At 60.0% G+C, this 18,202-nt stretch carries 14 protein-coding genes and 4 tRNA genes; 16 read left to right on the top strand and 2 right to left on the bottom strand.

Going from position 1 to position 18,202, the window contains the following annotated elements:
- Both K420_RS0102715 and lgt read right to left on the bottom strand, forming a co-directional pair.
- Nucleotides 1-477, bottom strand: a complete 477-nt coding sequence (locus K420_RS0102715; RefSeq protein WP_027456695.1) for a VOC family protein — start codon at nucleotides 475-477, stop codon at nucleotides 1-3.
- Nucleotides 478-514: 37 nt separating this feature from the next.
- Nucleotides 515-1,306 carry a prolipoprotein diacylglyceryl transferase gene (gene lgt / locus K420_RS0102710; RefSeq protein WP_027456694.1) on the bottom strand — a complete coding sequence of 264 codons (792 nt, stop codon included), beginning with the start codon at nucleotides 1,304-1,306 and terminating at the stop codon, nucleotides 515-517.
- An 89-nt stretch (nucleotides 1,307-1,395) separates the two neighbouring features.
- Here lgt and ilvD point away from each other — a divergent pair, with 89 nt between their 5' ends.
- From ilvD to rpoC, 16 genes are all read left to right on the top strand, one after another.
- A complete protein-coding gene (gene ilvD, locus K420_RS0102705; protein WP_027456693.1) occupies nucleotides 1,396-3,252 on the top strand; it encodes a dihydroxy-acid dehydratase in 1,857 nt (618 codons plus the stop codon).
- Nucleotides 3,249-3,869 (top strand): homoserine/homoserine lactone efflux protein, encoded by a 621-nt coding sequence (gene rhtB, locus K420_RS0102700; RefSeq protein WP_027456692.1) that lies wholly within the window; start codon nucleotides 3,249-3,251, stop codon nucleotides 3,867-3,869. The genes ilvD and rhtB overlap by 4 nt, the downstream gene beginning before the upstream one ends.
- A 152-nt stretch (nucleotides 3,870-4,021) precedes the next feature.
- Nucleotides 4,022-4,330 carry a c-type cytochrome gene (locus tag K420_RS0102695; RefSeq protein WP_027456691.1) on the top strand — a complete coding sequence of 103 codons (309 nt, stop codon included), beginning with the start codon at nucleotides 4,022-4,024 and terminating at the stop codon, nucleotides 4,328-4,330.
- Between the two features lie 99 nt (nucleotides 4,331-4,429).
- Nucleotides 4,430-4,514 (top strand) — tRNA-Tyr (locus K420_RS0102690).
- Nucleotides 4,515-4,556: 42 nt separating this feature from the next.
- Nucleotides 4,557-4,630: transfer RNA gene (locus tag K420_RS0102685), tRNA-Gly, on the top strand.
- Nucleotides 4,631-4,660: 30 nt separating this feature from the next.
- Nucleotides 4,661-4,735, top strand: a tRNA-Thr gene (locus K420_RS0102680).
- A gap of 52 nt (nucleotides 4,736-4,787) precedes the next feature.
- Nucleotides 4,788-5,978, top strand: coding sequence for an elongation factor Tu (tuf, locus tag K420_RS0102675; RefSeq protein WP_027456679.1), 1,191 nt, complete (start codon nucleotides 4,788-4,790; stop codon nucleotides 5,976-5,978).
- A gap of 62 nt (nucleotides 5,979-6,040) precedes the next feature.
- A tRNA-Trp gene (locus K420_RS0102670) sits at nucleotides 6,041-6,116 on the top strand.
- A gap of 24 nt (nucleotides 6,117-6,140) precedes the next feature.
- Complete coding sequence (secE, locus tag K420_RS0102665) at nucleotides 6,141-6,494, top strand: preprotein translocase subunit SecE (RefSeq protein WP_027456690.1); 354 nt, start codon at nucleotides 6,141-6,143, stop codon at nucleotides 6,492-6,494.
- Nucleotides 6,491-7,024: a transcription termination/antitermination protein NusG gene (nusG, locus tag K420_RS0102660; protein ID WP_027456689.1), complete on the top strand. Its 534-nt coding sequence runs from the start codon at nucleotides 6,491-6,493 to the stop codon at nucleotides 7,022-7,024. The genes secE and nusG overlap by 4 nt, the downstream gene beginning before the upstream one ends.
- A 106-nt stretch (nucleotides 7,025-7,130) precedes the next feature.
- Nucleotides 7,131-7,562 carry a 50S ribosomal protein L11 gene (rplK, locus tag K420_RS0102655; protein WP_027456688.1) on the top strand — a complete coding sequence of 144 codons (432 nt, stop codon included), beginning with the start codon at nucleotides 7,131-7,133 and terminating at the stop codon, nucleotides 7,560-7,562.
- Between the two features lie 2 nt (nucleotides 7,563-7,564).
- On the top strand, nucleotides 7,565-8,260 hold the full coding sequence (gene rplA, locus K420_RS0102650) for a 50S ribosomal protein L1 (RefSeq protein WP_027456687.1): 696 nt from the start codon (nucleotides 7,565-7,567) through the stop codon (nucleotides 8,258-8,260).
- 224 nt (nucleotides 8,261-8,484) lie between these two features.
- Nucleotides 8,485-8,988: a 50S ribosomal protein L10 gene (gene rplJ / locus K420_RS0102645; RefSeq protein ID WP_027456686.1), complete on the top strand. Its 504-nt coding sequence runs from the start codon at nucleotides 8,485-8,487 to the stop codon at nucleotides 8,986-8,988.
- Nucleotides 8,989-9,026: 38 nt separating this feature from the next.
- Nucleotides 9,027-9,398, top strand: coding sequence for a 50S ribosomal protein L7/L12 (gene rplL, locus K420_RS0102640; RefSeq protein ID WP_027456685.1), 372 nt, complete (start codon nucleotides 9,027-9,029; stop codon nucleotides 9,396-9,398).
- 209 nt (nucleotides 9,399-9,607) lie between these two features.
- Nucleotides 9,608-13,891, top strand: a complete 4,284-nt coding sequence (gene rpoB, locus K420_RS0102635; protein ID WP_027456684.1) for a DNA-directed RNA polymerase subunit beta — start codon at nucleotides 9,608-9,610, stop codon at nucleotides 13,889-13,891.
- Between the two features lie 22 nt (nucleotides 13,892-13,913).
- On the top strand, nucleotides 13,914-18,125 hold the full coding sequence (gene rpoC / locus K420_RS0102630; RefSeq protein WP_027456683.1) for a DNA-directed RNA polymerase subunit beta': 4,212 nt from the start codon (nucleotides 13,914-13,916) through the stop codon (nucleotides 18,123-18,125).
- Nucleotides 18,126-18,202 lie beyond the last annotated feature (77 nt).

The following is an 18,202-nucleotide window of genomic DNA, read 5'->3' as shown; positions in this document are numbered from 1 at the left end:
CTAGTTGCCGGCCAGTTTGGCGAAGGCGTCCACCACTTCCTTCGGCGCCTGCACCAGTTCGATCAGCACGCCTTCGCCGCCAATCGGGAATTCCTCATTGCCCTTCGGATGCAGGAAGGTGATGTCGAAACCGGCCGCACCCTTGCGAATACCGCCCGGCGCAAAGCGCACGCCATTGGCCGACAGCCATTCGACGGCCTTCGGCAGGTCGTCGATCCACAGGCCGACGTGGTTGAGCGGGGTGGTGTGCACGGCCGGCTTCTTTTCCGGATCGAGCGGTTGCATCAGGTCGACCTCGACCTTGAACGGGCCGCTGCCCATGGCGCAGATGTCCTCATCGACGTTCTCGCGCTCGGATACGAAGGTGCTGGTCACTTCCAGGCCGAACATGTCGACCCACAGGGTGCGCAGTTTTTCCTTGGAAGGGCCGCCGATGGCGATTTGCTGGATACCGAGAACCTTGAACGGACGCGTCATGACTGTATTCCTGTAGGAGGTTGAACGTAATCCATAATTATAGAAGCTTCTTCCGGTAGGCCAAGACGACCATGGCGACGCCGATCAGGATCATGGGCAGCGATAGCCACTGGCCCATGCTGATCGTGTAGGACTGACCGAAAATTCCGGCATCCGGTTCGCGGAAAAATTCGGTGATGAAGCGGAAGGCGCCATAGCCGATCAGGAACACGCCCGATACGGCCGCCCGCGGGCGGGCTCGTCGGCTGTAGAACCAGAGGATGGCGAACAGCGCCAGGCCTTCCAGTCCAACATGGTAGAGCTGCGAGGGATGGCGCGGCTGCATGTCGCCAGATTGCGGAAAGATCATCGCCCACGGCAAGCCGGGGTCGGCGGCCCGGCCCCAGAGTTCGCCGTTGATGAAGTTGCCGATCCGCCCGGCGGCGAGCCCCAGCGGTACCAGTGGCGCGATGAAATCCATCACGTCGAACCAGTGCCTGCCATGTTTTCGCGTCCATAGCCCCATGGCGACCAGCACGCCGAGGAAGCCGCCATGAAAGCTCATGCCGCCCTTCCAGACCGCCAGGATTTCCAGGGGATTGCTTAGGTAATACGCCGGCTCGTAGAACAAAACCTGCCCCAGTCGCCCGCCGAGGATCACCCCGAGCATGCCGTAGAACAGCAGGTCGTCGAGTTGCTCGAGAGTGAGCAGGCCGGGCCGGGTCTTGATGCGGTAACGGCCGAGCAAAATGAATTGAACGAATGCAACCAGATACATCAAACCATACCAGCGCACCGCCAGCGGCCCGATGGAGAAAGCGACAGGATCGAACTGCGGGTGAAGAAGCATCGTAAGCGCAGAGTGGGCTAGAATTAACCGATTATAGTTCGCGCCCGGTGACAGCATCGAGGCGTCCAGTTTCAGACGGAGAGAAAGTCATGCCGCAATACCGTTCCCGTACCTCCACCCATGGCCGCAACATGGCCGGCGCCCGTGCCCTGTGGCGCGCCACCGGCATGAAGGATGGCGACTTCGGCAAGCCGATCATCGCTGTGGTCAACAGCTTCACGCAGTTCGTTCCGGGCCATGTGCACCTCAAGGACATGGGGCAGTTGGTGGCGCGGGAGATCGAGGCGGCGGGTGGCATTGCCAAGGAATTCAATACCATCGCCATTGATGACGGCATCGCCATGGGCCACAGCGGTATGCTCTACTCGTTGCCTAGTCGCGACCTGATCGCCGACTCGGTCGAATACATGGTGAATGCCCACTGTGCCGACGCGATGGTCTGCATCTCCAACTGCGACAAGATCACCCCGGGCATGCTGATGGCCGCCATGCGATTGAATATCCCGGTGGTGTTCGTTTCCGGCGGCCCGATGGAGGCTGGCAAGGTGAAGTGGCAGGATCAGACGATCAAGGTCGACCTCATTGACGCCATGATCAAGGCTGGCGACAAGACGGTTTCCGATGCCGAGGTGGAAAGCTTCGAGCGTTCCGCCTGCCCGACCTGCGGTTCGTGCTCCGGCATGTTCACCGCCAATTCGATGAATTGTCTGACCGAGGCGCTGGGCTTGTCGCTGCCGGGTAATGGCACCATCGTTGCTACCCATGCCAGCCGCAAGGAACTGTTCCTGCGCGCGGCCCGCCTGTCGGTCGAGTTGTGCAGGCGTTACTACGAGCAGGACGATGCCTCGGTTCTGCCGCGCACCATCGCCAGCAAGGCGGCTTTCGAAAATGCGATGGCCCTCGATGTATCGATGGGCGGCTCGACCAATACCGTGCTGCACCTGCTGGCAACCGCCCAGGAGGCCGGTGTCGATTTCACGATGGCCGATATCGACCGCATCTCGCGCAAGGTGCCCTGCTTGGCGAAGGTCGCACCGGCCACGCAGGAGTACCACATTGAGGACGTGCATCGGGCCGGCGGCATCATGGCCATCCTTGGCGAACTCGACCGTGCCGGTCTGCTCGACCGCGACGTGCCGACCGTGCATACCAAGACCCTCGGCGAAGCCATCGACCGCTGGGATGTCGTGCGCGAGCACGACGTCAAGGTGCACGACTTCTACAAGGCCGCTCCGGGCGGGGTGCCGACGCAAACCGCTTTCTCCCAGAGCCGTCAATATCCAGAGCTCGATCTCGATCGCACCCACGGCTGTATCCGCAACAAGGCCAATGCCTACTCCCAGGATGGCGGTCTGGCCGTGCTCTACGGCAACATCGCCCTCGACGGCTGCATCGTCAAAACCGCCGGTGTCGACGAGTCGATCTGGAAATTCACTGGTCGCGCCCGCGTCTTCGAAAGCCAGGATACGGCCGTCGAGAGCATCCTCGGCGGACAGGTTGTCGCTGGCGACGTCGTCGTGATCCGCTATGAGGGTCCGAAGGGCGGTCCGGGCATGCAGGAAATGCTCTACCCGACCTCCTATCTCAAGTCCATGGGGCTCGGCAAGGAGTGTGCGCTGCTCACCGACGGGCGTTTCTCGGGGGGCACTTCCGGATTGTCGATCGGCCATGCTTCGCCGGAAGCCGCGGACGGTGGAGCCATCGGCCTTGTGGAGGAGGGGGATCGCATCGAGATCGATATCCCGAACCGCCGCATCCATTTGGCCGTCTCCGACGACGAACTCGCCCGCCGGCGCGCTGCCATGGAGGCCAAGGGCGATGCTGCCTGGAAACCGGCCAGCCGGGAACGCGTCGTCTCGGCTGCGCTGCAGGCTTACGCCCTGATGGCTACCTCGGCGGACAAGGGGGCGGTGCGCGACGTCAAGCAGATTCAGCGCCGGAAATGACCCTCGCCGTTTGGCTCGGCTTCCTGGTGGCCGCGATCGTCATCGCGGTCACGCCGGGACCGGGAGCCGTAATCAGCATGAGCACAGGCATGCGGCACGGCTATTGGGCAGCGCTCACGGCCATTCTGGGCCTGCAGACGGCGCTCCTGATCCAGTTGGCGATTGTCGGAATGGGCCTTGGCGCTTTGCTCGCCACTTCGGAAACCGCCTTTCTCGCCGTCAAGTTCTTCGGTGCTGCCTACCTTGTCTGGCTGGGTATCCAGAAATGGCGAACCCCGGCCGCACCGCTTGACGTCGATGCGCCGGAGGTTCGCCGCAAGGGGCTGTTCATCCAGGGAGTGCTGGTGAACCTGACCAATCCGAAGGCGATTATTTTCATGGGTGCCTTGGTGCCGCAATTCATCAATCCGGGCGCCGAGCAGTTGCCCCAATATCTCCTGGTCGCACTCACTCTGTGTGGCACCGATATTGCCGTGATGTCCTGTTATGCCTTGGCAGCATCTCGCCTTGGACGCTGGTTGCGGGATCCAAAGGCCGTTCGCAAGCAGAACCGCCTGTTCGGTGGCCTGTTCGTTTCGGCGGGTGCGCTGCTGGCGGTATCGTCACGACCGGGATGAGCATTCGCCGTCAACCGGCGATCGGGGCGACGCGTTACCCGTTCACGGATGCAGCAACCAGCCGGGCTTTCCGCCTTGGTTTGCAAGGGATAGAAAAGGGTTTTATCATCCGGAGCCGTACTTATCACCAACCCGACAAACGGAGCGAGAGAATGAAAGCTGTTTATGTTGCCATGATGGCTGCTGCTGGTATCGTCATGACCGGTCAGGCTCAGGCTGATGAAGCCCTGGCCAAGGCCAAGAACTGCATGTCCTGCCACGCCATCGACAAGAAGCTGGTTGGCCCGTCTTACAAGGATGTCGCTGCCAAATACAAGGGCGACGCCAAGGCTCCGGCCATGCTGGCTGCCAAGATCAAGGCTGGTGGTAAGGGTACCTGGGGTCAAATCCCGATGCCGCCGAACAACGTCACCGAAGACGAAGCCAAGAAACTGGCTGCCTGGGTTCTGGCGCTGAAGTAATCCAGCCCTGTTTTCGCATAAAAGCCGGCTATATGCCGGCTTTTATGTTTTTGGGTGTTGACAGGGTGTGGAGTCGTCCGGATAATCTCGGGTTCTTCCGGAGGGATACCCAAGCGGTCAACGGGAACAGACTGTAAATCTGTCGGCTCAGCCTTCGAAGGTTCGAATCCTTCTCCCTCCACCAGATTGAATGCTGTAGCGGCCAGTGCTGCGGGCGTAGGGTTTTGCGGGTGTAGCTCAATGGTAGAGCTGAAGCCTTCCAAGCTTAAGACGAGGGTTCGATTCCCTTCACCCGCTCCACGACACGGTACGGCTGGAGTTTTAAGGTAGGCCCATGTGGCTCAGTGGTAGAGCACTCCCTTGGTAAGGGAGAGGTCGGCAGTTCGATCCTGCCCATGGGCACCACCGATTAGCTTGGATTCTGGATTTTTATTTATCTGATTATTGAGGAACTGGAATGGCTAAGGAAAAATTCGAGCGTACGAAACCGCACGTAAACGTTGGCACGATTGGTCACGTTGACCACGGCAAGACCACGCTGACCGCTGCGATCACCACCGTGCTGTCCGCCAAGTTCGGCGGCTCGGCCAAGAAATACGACGAAATCGACGCTGCGCCGGAAGAAAAGGCCCGCGGTATTACGATTAACACCGCCCACGTCGAATACGAAACCGCCAACCGTCACTACGCCCACGTTGACTGCCCGGGCCACGCCGACTACGTCAAGAACATGATCACCGGTGCTGCCCAGATGGACGGTGCCATTCTGGTCTGCTCCGCTGCTGACGGCCCGATGCCGCAAACCCGCGAGCACATCCTGCTGGCTCGTCAGGTTGGTGTGCCGTACGTTCTGGTCTACATGAACAAGTGCGACATGGTTGACGACGCCGAACTGCTCGAGCTCGTCGAAATGGAACTGCGCGAACTGCTCTCCAAGTACGACTTCCCGGGCGACGACACCCCGATCATCCACGGCTCCGCACTGAAGGCCCTGGAAGGCGACCAGTCCGAAATCGGCGAGCCGTCCATCTTCCGTCTGGCTGACGCCCTGGACTCCTACATTCCGACCCCGGAGCGCGCTGTTGACATGCCGTTCCTGATGCCGGTTGAAGACGTCTTCTCGATCTCCGGTCGTGGCACCGTTGTCACCGGTCGTGTCGAGCGCGGCATCATCAAGGTTGGCGAAGAAATCGAAATCGTCGGTATCCGCCCGACCCAGAAGACCACCTGTACCGGTGTCGAAATGTTCCGCAAGCTGCTCGACCAAGGTCAAGCTGGCGACAACATCGGTGCCCTGCTGCGTGGTACCAAGCGTGAAGACGTTGAGCGTGGTCAAGTCCTGTGCAAGCCGGGCTCCATCACCCCGCACACCCACTTCACCGGCGAAGTCTATGTTCTGTCCAAGGACGAAGGTGGTCGTCACACCCCGTTCTTCAACAACTATCGTCCGCAGTTCTACTTCCGTACGACCGACGTGACCGGCGCCATCTCGCTGCCGGAAGGCGTTGAGATGGTCATGCCGGGCGACAACGTCCAGATGACCGTCAAGCTGATCGCCCCAATCGCCATGGAAGAAGGTCTGCGCTTCGCCATCCGCGAAGGCGGCCGTACCGTTGGCGCCGGCGTCGTCGCTAAGATCATCGAGTAATCGATCGCAACAACGCATCAAAAGCGCTCCGGGTAACCGGGGCGCTTCAGTGTCTCTGCAGCAGGGGTGTAGCTCAATTGGTAGAGCGCCGGTTTCCAAAACCGAAGGTCGGGGGTTCGATTCCCTCCGCCCCTGCCACTCTCTTTAAAGATCGCGAACGTCATGGCTGACAAGATCAAGTTTGCGCTGGCGCTGGTTATTCTGGCTGCCGGCGTGGCTGGTTTCTACCTGCTCTCCGAGCAGGCAATGATTTTGCGCGTCCTGGCGGTCCTCGTTGGGTTGGCGCTGGCAGTTGCTGTTGCATGGAAAACTGAGCCGGGTCAGCGCTTCTTTGTCTTTGGCAATGAAGCGGTTGTCGAGGCCAAAAAAGTTGTCTGGCCTACCCGCAAGGAAACACTGCAGACAACGGGTGCTGTCTTCGCTTTTGTCGTGGTGATGGCGATCTTCCTGTATCTGACTGACAAGAGCCTCGAAGTAGTCCTGTACGAATGGGTGCTGGGCTGGAAGAAATCATGAGCAAACGCTGGTACGTCGTACACGCCTACTCCGGCTTCGAAAAAAGTGTGATGCGCGCCATTCAGGAGCGCATCAACCGTTTGGGTATGCAGGAAAAATTCGGCCGCATCCTGGTGCCGGTCGAAGAAGTGGTTGAAATGAAGGGTGGTCAGAAGGCTATTTCGGAGCGCAAGTTCTTTCCGGGCTATGTGCTGTGCGAAATGGAGATGGATGATGACTCCTGGCATCTCGTCAAGAACACGCCCAAGGTGACCGGCTTTGTTGGTGGAACCGCTACCAAGCCGACGCCGATTTCCCAGAAAGAAGTCGACAAGATCATGCAGCAGATGCAGGAAGGGGTAGAAAAACCCCGTCCCAAGGTGCTGTTCGAGGTCGGCGAAGTGGTTCGTGTCAAGGAAGGTCCGTTCACCGATTTCCACGGTTCGGTGGAAGACGTCAATTACGAAAAGAATCGACTGCGCGTTTCGGTGACCATCTTCGGTCGCGCTACGCCGGTTGAATTGGAATTCGGTCAGGTCGAAAAGTCCTGACCATGGATTGAGGGCCAGCCGAAGCCCTGAATTCGGCAAGAGGAGCGTCGGTAGTCGGTGTACAACCGATAAGGGCGCGCTACCACTCATTATCTAGGAGCAATACATGGCCAAGAAAATCATCGGCTATATTAAGCTGCAAGTGCCGGCCGGCAAGGCGAACCCGTCGCCCCCGATCGGCCCCGCGCTGGGTCAGCGCGGTCTCAACATCATGGAATTCTGCAAGGCGTTCAACGCCCAAACCCAAGGCGTCGAGCCGGGCCTGCCGATTCCCGTGGTGATTACCGCCTTCGCGGACAAGTCCTTCACCTTCGTGATGAAGACTCCGCCGGCAACCATCCTGATCAAGAAGGCTGCTGGCATCAAGTCTGGTTCCGCCAAGCCGCACACCGACAAGGTCGGCAAGATCACCCGCGCCCAGTGCGAGGAAATTGCCAAGACCAAGATGCCTGACCTGACCGCTGCCGATATGGAAGCAGCTATTCGCACCATCGCCGGCTCCGCCCGCTCGATGGGCATCACGGTGGAGGGTCTGTAATCATGGCTAAGCTCTCGAAAAAGCAAAAGGCTCTGGCCGAGAAGGTTATCGCCCAGAAGCTCTATCCGTTGCAGGAAGCCCTGGCTCTGGCCAAGGAAACCGCCACGGCCAAGTTCGACGAGTCGATCGACGTCGCTGTCAACCTCGGTGTTGATGCACGTAAATCCGACCAGGTTGTTCGCGGTTCCGTCGTTCTGCCGGCCGGTACCGGCAAGTCGGTTCGCGTCGCTGTATTCGCCCAGGGTGAAAAGGCGGAAGCCGCCAAGGCTGCTGGTGCCGAAGTCGTCGGTTTCGACGACCTGGCCGCCGATATTAAGGCGGGTAATCTGAATTTCGACGTGGTCATCGCCACGCCGGACGCGATGAAGGTTGTTGGTCAGCTCGGTCAGGTGCTCGGTCCGCGCGGTCTGATGCCGAACCCGAAGGTCGGCACCGTGACCATGGATGTCGCTACGGCCGTCAAGAATGCCAAGGCTGGCCAGGTTCAGTACCGTACCGACAAGGCTGGTATCATTCACGCTACCATCGGTCGTGCTTCCTTCTCTGTCGAGAATCTGGAAACCAACCTGAAGGCGCTGATCGATGCGCTGCAAAAAGCCAAGCCGGCTTCTTCCAAGGGTCAGTACCTGAAGAAGATTGCTGTTTCCGCCACGATGGGCCCCGGCGTTCGCGTCGACCAGGCTTCTCTGGCTGGCTAAAAGTACTTTGGGCCATGGCGGATGTTTCGGCATTCGCCATGGATCGTCAAAGACCGCAGGCGCCCCGGTAACGGGGCTTAATGGCGAAAGCAACCTGCGCAGACGGTGTCCCCGAACAAGATTTTCTGCTGACTGGCAACAGGCAGCATAGCTTCTGGTTCAGGTCGCCGTAGGTGCGATGGAGATTCCTTCATCGTGTTATGACTTGAAAGGAGGAAAGACCTGTGGGTCTCAATCTGAACGACAAAAAAGCTGTCGTAGCCGAGGTGTCCGCACAAGTGGCGAACGCCCAGACGATCGCAGTTGCCGAATATCGTGGCATTGAGGTGGGTGATCTCACCGTGCTGCGCAAGAAGGCGCGCGAGTCTGGCGTTTATCTGCGCGTGCTGAAAAACACTTTGGTGCGTCGCGCGGTAGCCGGCACCCCGTTTGCCGGTCTGGCTGACCAGATGGTCGGTCCGCTGATCTACAGCATCTCCGCCGATCCCGTGGCAGCCGCGAAGGTTCTCAATGACTTCGCAAAAACCAACGACAAGCTGGTACTGAAGGCCGGTTCTTACGCCGGCAAAGTGCTCGACAAAGCCGGTGTGCAGGCACTTGCCTCCATCCCGAGCCGCGAAGAGCTGCTCTCCAAGCTGCTGTACGTCATGCAGGCTCCGGTCGCCGGCTTCGTCCGCGCCGTGGATGCACTGGCAAAGAAGCGCGAAGAAGAAGCAACCGCTGCTTGATCCCTACCGCATACGAACTGAATTAGGAGTAGTTTGAAATGGCAATTAGCAAAGAAGACATCCTGGAAGCCGTTGGCTCCCTGACCGTTATGGAACTGAATGACCTGGTCAAGGCATTCGAAGAGAAGTTCGGCGTTTCCGCCGCTGCCGTCGCCGTCGCTGGCCCGGCTGGCGCTGCCGCTCCGGCCGCTGAAGAAAAGACCGACTTCACCGTCGTTCTGGCTGCTGCCGGCGACAAGAAGGTCGAAGTCATCAAGGTCGTTCGTGCCGCTACCGGCCTGGGCCTGAAGGAAGCCAAGGATCTGGTCGACGGTGCTCCGAAGCCGGTCAAGGAAGGCCTGCCGAAGGCTGACGCCGAAGCCCTCAAGAAGCAACTCGAGGACGCTGGCGCCAAGGTCGAACTCAAGTAATCGAGTCCTGCCCAATGGGCTGGTGGTGTTTCGCCACCAGCCCTTTTGTGCTTTGTAAAACAGGTTAATAGACCCACCACCAGTCAATTGACAATCGCCAGCCGGCAAACGCAAACCGATCTTTTCTCTCTCAGCCTGGGGAGAGAAGTCTGTTTGCGTTTGCCTGTTTCCGCAGGTTCCCTGTTTGATTTCATCCTCACGGAGTTACCATGACTTACTCCTTCACCGAGAAGAAACGCATCCGCAAGAGCTTCGCCAAGCGCGCCAGCGTGCTGGACGTTCCGTACTTGTTGGCGACCCAACTGCAGTCCTTCAAGGACTTCCTGCAGGATGAAGTCCCTCCCGAGACGCGGAAAAACGAAGGCCTGCAGGCTGCGTTCACCTCGATTTTTCCGATCGTTTCGCATTCCGGCAATGCCCGTCTGGAATTCGTCAGCTACATGCTCGGCGAGCCCGCTTTTGACGTGACTGAATGCCACCAGCGTGGCCTGACCTTCGCGTCTTCCTTGCGTGCCAAGGTACGCCTGGTGATCATGGATCGCGAAGCACCGGATACCGTGAAGGAGGTCAAGGAGCAGGAAGTCTACATGGGTGAAATCCCCCTGATGACGACCAATGGCTCCTTCGTGATCAATGGTACCGAGCGGGTCATCGTTTCCCAGTTGCACCGCTCGCCGGGTGTCTTCTTCGAGCATGACCGGGGCAAGACCCATAGCTCGGGCAAACTGCTGTTCTCTGCCCGTGTGATTCCCTACCGCGGTTCCTGGCTGGATTTCGAATTCGATCCGAAGGACACCCTGTTCTTCCGGGTTGATCGCCGTCGCAAGATGCCGGTCACCACGCTGCTCAAGGCCATCGGCATGACCTCGGAGCAGATTCTGGAGCAGTTCTTCGAGTTCGACACCTTCCTGCTCGGCAAGGAGAAGGTCGAGTTCGCGCTGGTTCCTGAGCGTCTGCGCGGCGAAGTGGCCCGTTTCGACTTCGTCGGGCCGGATGGCAAGCTGATTGTTGCCAAGGACAAGCGGATTACCGCCAAACATATTCGTGATATCGGTACTGCTGGTATCAAGCAGATCGCTGTGCCTGACGAATTCCTGGTTGGTCGTGTGATCGCCAAGAACATCATCGATAAGGCAACCGGCGAAGTTGTCGCCAACGCCAACGACGAAATCACCGAGACCTTGCTCGCCAAGTTGCGTGAAGCCGGTATTTCCACCGTTGAAACCTTGTACACCAACGAACTCGATCGCGGCGCGTTCATCTCGAACACCCTGCGTGCCGATGAAACCGCCTCCCGGCAGGCTGCCCGGATCGCCATCTACCGCATGATGCGCCCGGGCGAGCCGCCGACGGAAGAAGCGGTCGAAATCCTGTTCAACGGGCTGTTCTACTCCGACGAGCGCTACGATCTGTCCGGCGTCGGCCGCATGAAGTTCAACCGCCGCCTGTCCCGTCAGGACGTCATCGAATACAAGGTGATGGTCAAGGGGCTGGCATCCAAGGCCGAAGCGGCCCTGAAAAACCTGGCCGAGGCGGCCGGTCAGCCGCTCGCCGCGATTCAGGACATGGTCAGCCTGCTGCCCTTCGGTTCGCGGGCCATGATCGAAAACGCCACGCTGGCGGAAGCCGAGGCCCTCGCAGCCAAGCTCAAGCCGCTGGGTGCAAACGTCGAAGTTCGCGAGCAACTGACCTTGTCGCCGCGCGATATCGTTGATGTGATCCGTATCCTGGTCGAACTGCGCAACGGGCGCGGTGATATCGATGATATCGATCACCTCGGCAACCGTCGTGTCCGCTCGGTGGGCGAACTGGCCGAGAACCAGTTCCGCGCTGGTTTGGTCCGCGTCGAGCGCGCTGTCAAGGAGCGTTTGTCGCAGGCAGAATCCGATAACCTGATGCCGCACGACCTGATCAATGCCAAGCCGATCAGCGCCGCGATCAAGGAATTCTTCGGCTCCAGCCAGCTGTCGCAGTTCATGGACCAGACCAACCCGCTGTCGGAAATCACCCACAAGCGCCGCGTTTCGGCTCTTGGCCCGGGTGGTTTGACCCGCGAACGTGCCGGTTTCGAGGTGCGTGACGTGCATCCGACCCACTACGGCCGTGTCTGTCCCATCGAAACGCCGGAAGGCCCGAACATCGGCCTGATCAACTCGCTGGCCCTGTTCGCCCGCGTCAACAGCTACGGTTTCATCGAAACCGCCTACCGCAAGGTCATTGACGGCAAGGTGACCAACGACATCGAATACCTGTCGGCAATCGAGGAAGGCAACTACGTCGTTGCCCAGGCCAACGCCGCACTCGATGGTGAGGGCCGCCTGTCCGACGATCTCGTGACCTGTCGCGAAAAGGGTGAAACCATCCTGGCCGAGCCGTCACGTGTCCAGTACATGGACGTGGCACCGGGCCAGATCGTTTCCGTCGCCGCCTCGCTGATTCCGTTCCTCGAGCATGACGATGCGAACCGCGCGCTGATGGGTGCCAACATGCAGCGCCAAGCCGTGCCCTGCCTGCGTCCGGAAAAGCCGCTGGTCGGCACCGGTATCGAACGCACCGTTGCGGTCGACTCGGGGACAGCTGTCGTTGCCCTGCGTGGCGGCAAGGTCGACTACGTCGATGCCGGTCGTGTCGTGGTCCGCGTCAATGACGACGAAACCATCGCTGGCGAAGTCGGTGTCGACATCTACAACCTGGTCAAGTACACCCGCTCCAACCAGAACACCAACATCAACCAGCGTCCGATGGTCAAGGTTGGCGACGTGATCGCCAAGGGCGACGTGGTTGCCGACGGTGCCTCCACCGACAAGGGCGAACTGGCGCTTGGCCAGAACATGCTGATCGCCTTCATGCCGTGGAACGGCTACAACTTCGAAGATTCGATCCTGATCTCCGAACGCGTCGTTGCCGAAGACCGCTACACCTCGATCCACATCGAGGAACTGACGGTCGTTGCCCGCGACACCAAGCTCGGACCTGAGGAAATCACCCGCGACATCGCGTCGCTGGGTGAAGCCCAGCTGTCCCGTCTGGACGATTCCGGCATCGTGTATATCGGCGCCGAAGTCGAAGCTGGCGACGTGCTGGTCGGCAAGGTCACGCCGAAGGGCGAAACCCAGCTGACGCCGGAAGAGAAGCTGCTGCGCGCCATCTTCGGCGAGAAGGCTTCCGACGTGAAGGACACCTCTCTGCGCGTGCCGTCGGGCATTGCCGGTACCGTCATCGACGTCCAGGTGTTCACCCGCGAAGGCATCGAGCGCGACAAGCGTGCCCAGTCGATCATCGACGAGCACCTGCGTCACTACAAGCTCGACTTGGCCGACCAGATGCGCATCGTCGAACGCGATGCCTTCGAGCGTGTCGGCCGCCTGATCGTTGGCAAAAAGGCCAACGGTGGTCCGAAGAAGCTGGCCAAGGGGTCCGTCATCGAGCAGTCCTATCTGGATGGCATGGATCCGCATCACTGGTTCGACATCCGTCTGTCCGACGACGACATCGCTCAGCAACTGGAGCAGGTCAAGGAAGGCCTCGAACAGGCACGCAAGGATTTTGATATTGCCTTCGAAGCCAAGCGCAAGAAGCTGACGCAGGGTGACGAACTGCCGCCGGGCGTGCAGAAGATGGTCAAGGTTTATGTGGCCGTCAAGCGCCGCCTGCAGCCGGGTGACAAAATGGCCGGCCGTCACGGTAACAAGGGTGTCGTTTCGCGCATCCTGCCGGTGGAAGACATGCCGTACATGGCTGACGGTACGCCGGTCGACATTGTGCTGAACCCGTTGGGCGTGCCGTCCCGGATGAACGTCGGCCAGATTCTCGAAGTTCACCTCGGCCTCGCGGCCAAGGGTCTTGGCTACAAGATTGGCGACATGCTGCGTGCCCAGGCGACGGCCAAGGAGGTGCGTGGTTTCCTCGACCAGATCTACAACGCCAGTGGCAAGTCGGAGAATCTCGACGAGCTGAACGACAGCGAAATCATGGAAATGGCCGGCAACCTGACGTCCGGTGTGCCGTTTGCCACACCGGTGTTCGACGGCGCCAAGGAAGAGGAAATCAAGGGGATGCTGGCCCTTGCCGGCATGCCGTCTTCCGGTCAGATGACCCTGTTCGATGGTCGCACCGGAGAAGCCTTCGAGCGCCAGGTGACGGTCGGCTACATGCATTACCTGAAGCTGCATCACCTGGTCGATGACAAGATGCACGCCCGCTCGACCGGCCCGTACTCGCTGGTGACCCAACAGCCGTTGGGCGGCAAGGCGCAGTTCGGCGGCCAGCGTTTCGGTGAAATGGAAGTGTGGGCACTGGAAGCCTACGGTGCCTCCTACGTGCTGCAGGAAATGCTGACCGTCAAGTCCGACGACGTGAACGGCCGGACCAAGGTCTACGAAAACATCGTCAAGGGCGAGCACAAGATCGATGCCGGCATGCCGGAATCCTTCAACGTGCTGGTCAAGGAAATCCGTTCGCTGGCGATCGACATCGATCTGGAACGTTACTGATTCAGGGCTTAGGAGTTAAACGATGAAAGCATTGCTCGATCTGTTCAAGCAGGTAACCGCCGAGGAGGAATTCGACGCGATTACCATTGGCCTCGCCTCGCCCGAAAAGATCCGTTCCTGGTCCTACGGTGAAGTCAAGAAGCCGGAAACCATCAACTACCGTACTTTCAAACCGGAGCGGGATGGCCTGTTCTGCGCCAAGATCTTCGGTCCGATCAAGGACTACGAGTGCTTGTGCGGCAAGTACAAGCGCCTGAAGCACCGCGGCGTGATCTGCGAGAAGTGTGGCGTCGAAGTGACGCTGGCCAAGGTCCGTCGTGACCGCATGGGTCACATCGAACTGGCTTCGCCGGTGGCCCACATCTGGTTCCTGAAGTCCCTGCCGTCCCGTCTCGGCATGGTCCTCGACATGACGCTGCGCGACATCGAGCGCGTCCTGTACTTCGAAGCCTATGTCGTGACCGATCCGGGCATGGTCTCCAATCTGCAGCGTGGCCAGTTGTTGACGGAAGACCAGTATCTCGAAATGGTCGAGGAGCATGGCGACGAGTTCCAGGCGCTGATGGGCGCCGAGGGCATTCGCGAGATGCTGCGCAACCTCGAACTGAACTCCGAGGTTGAGAACCTGCGTGCCGAGCTCGATGTCACTGGTTCCGAAGCGAAGAACAAGAAACTCGCCAAGCGCCTGAAGATTCTCGAAGGTTTCCAGAAGTCGGGCATCAAGCCCGACTGGATGATCCTCGAAGTGCTGCCGGTCCTGCCACCGGACCTGCGCCCGCTGGTCCCCCTGGACGGTGGCCGCTTCGCGACCTCCGACCTGAACGATCTGTACCGTCGCGTCATCAACCGTAACAACCGTCTGAAGCGCCTGCTCGAACTGAAGGCTCCGGAAATCATCGTGCGCAACGAAAAGCGCATGCTGCAGGAAGCCGTCGACTCGCTGCTCGACAACGGCCGTCGCGGCAAGGCCATGACCGGCGCCAACAAGCGCCCCTTGAAGTCGCTGGCCGACATGATCAAGGGCAAGGGCGGCCGTTTCCGTCAGAACCTGCTCGGCAAGCGTGTCGACTACTCGGGCCGTTCGGTCATCGTGGTCGGTCCGCAGCTCAAGCTGCATCAGTGCGGCCTGCCCAAGCTGATGGCGCTGGAACTGTTCAAGCCTTTCATTTTCCACAAGCTGGAAGTGCTCGGCTACGCCACGACCATCAAGCAAGCCAAGAAGATGGTCGAAGGCCAGGAGCCGGTGGTCTGGGACATCCTGGAAGACGTCATCCGCGAACATCCGGTCATGCTGAACCGCGCACCGACGCTGCACCGTCTCGGTATTCAGGCGTTTGAGCCGACCCTGATTGAAGGCAAGGCCATCCAGTTGCACCCGCTGGTTTGTGCTGCGTTCAACGCCGACTTCGACGGTGACCAGATGGCCGTCCACGTCCCGCTGTCGCTGGAAGCGCAGATGGAAGCCCGCACCCTGATGCTGGCCTCGAACAACGTGCTGTCGCCCGCCAACGGCCAGCCGATCATCGTCCCGTCGCAGGATATCGTTCTCGGTCTGTACTACGCCACCCGCGAGCGCATCAACGCCAAGGGCGAGGGCATGTACTTCGCCGACGTGGCCGAAATCGAACGCGCCATGGCCGCCAAGGAACTGGATATCCATGCCCGTATTTCCGTACGCCTGAAGCAGTACGAACCGGCCGCCGTCGATGGTGAGTGGACCGAGAAGCTGGTGCGTGTCGAAACTACCGCCGGCCGTGCCATCCTCTCCAAGATCCTGCCCAAGGGCCTGCCCTTTAAGGCGATCGACAAGGCGCTGAAGAAGAAGGAAATCTCCAAGCTGATCGACGAATCCTTCCGTCGCTGTGGTCTCAAGGAAACCGTCGTTTTCGCCGACAAGCTGATGCAGAACGGCTATGCCCTGGCGACCCGTGCCGGTATCTCCTTCTGCTCGGACGACATGCGCGTTCCGGCCAAGAAGTACGAGATCATCGCCGAGGCGGAAGCCGAGGTTAAGGAAATCGAGACCCAGTACACCAACGGTCTGGTTACCCAGGGCGAGCGCTACAACAAGGTCGTCGATATCTGGGGTCGTACCGGTGACCAGGTTGCCAAGGTGATGATGGACGAACTCGGCCACGAGGAGGTCATCGACCGCCACGGCAAGAAGGCCAAGCAGGACTCGTTCAACTCCATCTACATGATGGCCGACTCCGGCGCCCGCGGTTCCGCCGCCCAGATTCGTCAGCTGGCCGGTATGCGCGGCCTGATGGCCAAGCCGGACGGCTCGATTATCGAAACGCCGATTACCACCAATTTCCGCGAAGGCCTGAACGTTCTCCAGTACTTCATCTCGACCCACGGTGCCCGTAAGGGTCTGGCCGACACCGCGCTGAAGACGGCGAACTCCGGCTACCTGACGCGTCGTCTGGTTGACGTGACCCAGGACCTGGTGATCACCGAAGACGACTGCGGCACCAAGAACGGTTTTGCCGTGAAGGCGCTGGTCGAAGGCGGTGAGGTCATCGAGCCCTTGCGCGAGCGTATCCTCGGCCGCGTTACGGTGGACGACCTGGTTGATCCGGAAACCCAGGAAACCGTCATCTTCGCCGGCACCATGCTGGACGAGGATCTGGTGGACCTGATCGACAAGCTGGGTATCGACGAAGTCAAGGTCCGCACCCCGCTAACCTGTGATACCCGCTACGGCCTGTGCGCCAAGTGCTACGGCCGTGATCTTGGCCGCGGCACGATGGTCAACGCTGGCGAATCGGTCGGCGTTATCGCTGCCCAGTCGATTGGCGAACCGGGTACCCAGCTGACCATGCGTACCTTCCACGTCGGTGGTGCGGCTTCCCGTGCCGCAGTGGCCGACAAGATCGAGGGCAAGTCGGCCGGTATCGTCCGCTATACCTCGAACATGCGTTTCGTGACCAGTGCCAAGGGCGAGAAGGTCGTTATTTCCCGCTCCGGCGAAGTGCTGATCACCGACGACCATGGTCGTGAACGTGAGCGTCACAAGGTGCCGTATGGCGCCATCCTGGCTGCTGACGAAGGCAAGGCGGTCAAGGCTGGCACCAAGCTGGCGTCGTGGGATCCGCACACCCGCCCGATTATCACCGAGTATGCCGGTACCGTCCGTTTCGAGAACGTCGAAGAGGGCGTCACCGTCGCCAAGCAGGTCGATGATGTGACCGGCCTGTCCACGTTGGTCGTTATTGACCACAAGCGCGGGGGCAAGGCGGCGACGAAGGGGGTGCGCCCGGTCGTCAAGCTGCTTGATGAAAATGGCCAGGAAGTCAGGATTCACGGCAGCGATCACGCCGTTTCCATCGCCTTCCAGGTTGGCTCGATCATCTCGGTGGTCGATGGCCAGCAGGTGGGTGTTGGCGACGTCCTGGCCCGTATGCCGCAGGAATCCGCCAAGACCCGCGACATCACCGGTGGTCTGCCGCGCGTTGCCGAGTTGTTCGAAGCCCGTACCCCGAAGGATGCTTCCGTCCTGGCCGAAACGACCGGCACGATCAGCTTCGGTAAGGATACCAAGGGCAAGCAGCGTCTGATCATTACCGATCTTGACGGCAACGCCCACGAATTCCTGATCTCCAAGGACAAGCACGTTCTGGTGCATGACGGCCAAGTCGTCAACAAGGGTGAGAAGATCGTCGAAGGCGAGCCGGATCCGCACGATATCCTGCGTCTGCAGGGCGTCGAGGCCTTGGCCCGTTACATTACCGACGAAGTGCAGGACGTTTACCGTCTGCAGGGTGTGAAGATCAACGACAAGCACATCGAGGTGATCGTCCGCCAGATGCTGCGTCGCGTGACCATCGTTGAACCGGGTGACACCAAGTTCATCAAGTCCGAACAGGTCGAGCGTGCTGAACTGCTGGCCGAAAACGATCGTGTCAACGCTGAGGGCAAGCTGCCGGCGACCTTCGAGCACATGCTGCTCGGTATTACGAAGGCGTCGCTGTCGACCGACTCGTTCATCTCTGCCGCATCCTTCCAGGAAACCACGCGCGTGCTGACCGAAGCCGCCATCATGGGTAAGCGCGATGAACTGCGTGGTCTCAAGGAAAACGTCATCGTCGGCCGTCTGATTCCGGCCGGTACCGGTCTGGCCTACCACCGCAGTCGCAAGGCGCAGGCGGCTGGCGAAGACCAGGCTGCCGATCGTGTGATCGAAGATGCCGTTGGCGAAAGTGCAACACAGGAGGCCGATCAGGGTCTCTGATGCCGTACCCCAACCCCTGTGTCTCGTTGACATGGGGGTTGATCAACCATAGAATCTATGGTCTTTGTCGGCAGAGG

The sequence above is a fragment of the Dechloromonas agitata is5 genome, from assembly GCF_000519045.1.
GTDB classification, from domain to species: Bacteria; Pseudomonadota; Gammaproteobacteria; order Burkholderiales; family Rhodocyclaceae; genus Azonexus; species Azonexus agitatus.
The sequence above is the reverse complement of the archived record's forward strand: the minus strand, read 5'-3'. Positions and strand labels throughout refer to the sequence as shown.

Coding starts and splice junctions, on each gene's coding strand:
- K420_RS0102715 (WP_027456695.1), bottom strand. CDS start 477: ATGACGCGTCCGTTCAAGGTTCTCGGTATCCAGCAAATCGCCATCGGC.
- lgt (WP_027456694.1), bottom strand. CDS start 1,306: ATGCTTCTTCACCCGCAGTTCGATCCTGTCGCTTTCTCCATCGGGCCG.
- ilvD (WP_027456693.1), top strand. CDS start 1,396: ATGCCGCAATACCGTTCCCGTACCTCCACCCATGGCCGCAACATGGCC.
- rhtB (WP_027456692.1), top strand. CDS start 3,249: ATGACCCTCGCCGTTTGGCTCGGCTTCCTGGTGGCCGCGATCGTCATC.
- K420_RS0102695 (WP_027456691.1), top strand. CDS start 4,022: ATGAAAGCTGTTTATGTTGCCATGATGGCTGCTGCTGGTATCGTCATG.
- tuf (WP_027456679.1), top strand. CDS start 4,788: ATGGCTAAGGAAAAATTCGAGCGTACGAAACCGCACGTAAACGTTGGC.
- secE (WP_027456690.1), top strand. CDS start 6,141: ATGGCTGACAAGATCAAGTTTGCGCTGGCGCTGGTTATTCTGGCTGCC.
- nusG (WP_027456689.1), top strand. CDS start 6,491: ATGAGCAAACGCTGGTACGTCGTACACGCCTACTCCGGCTTCGAAAAA.
- rplK (WP_027456688.1), top strand. CDS start 7,131: ATGGCCAAGAAAATCATCGGCTATATTAAGCTGCAAGTGCCGGCCGGC.
- rplA (WP_027456687.1), top strand. CDS start 7,565: ATGGCTAAGCTCTCGAAAAAGCAAAAGGCTCTGGCCGAGAAGGTTATC.
- rplL (WP_027456685.1), top strand. CDS start 9,027: ATGGCAATTAGCAAAGAAGACATCCTGGAAGCCGTTGGCTCCCTGACC.
- rpoB (WP_027456684.1), top strand. CDS start 9,608: ATGACTTACTCCTTCACCGAGAAGAAACGCATCCGCAAGAGCTTCGCC.
- rpoC (WP_027456683.1), top strand. CDS start 13,914: ATGAAAGCATTGCTCGATCTGTTCAAGCAGGTAACCGCCGAGGAGGAA.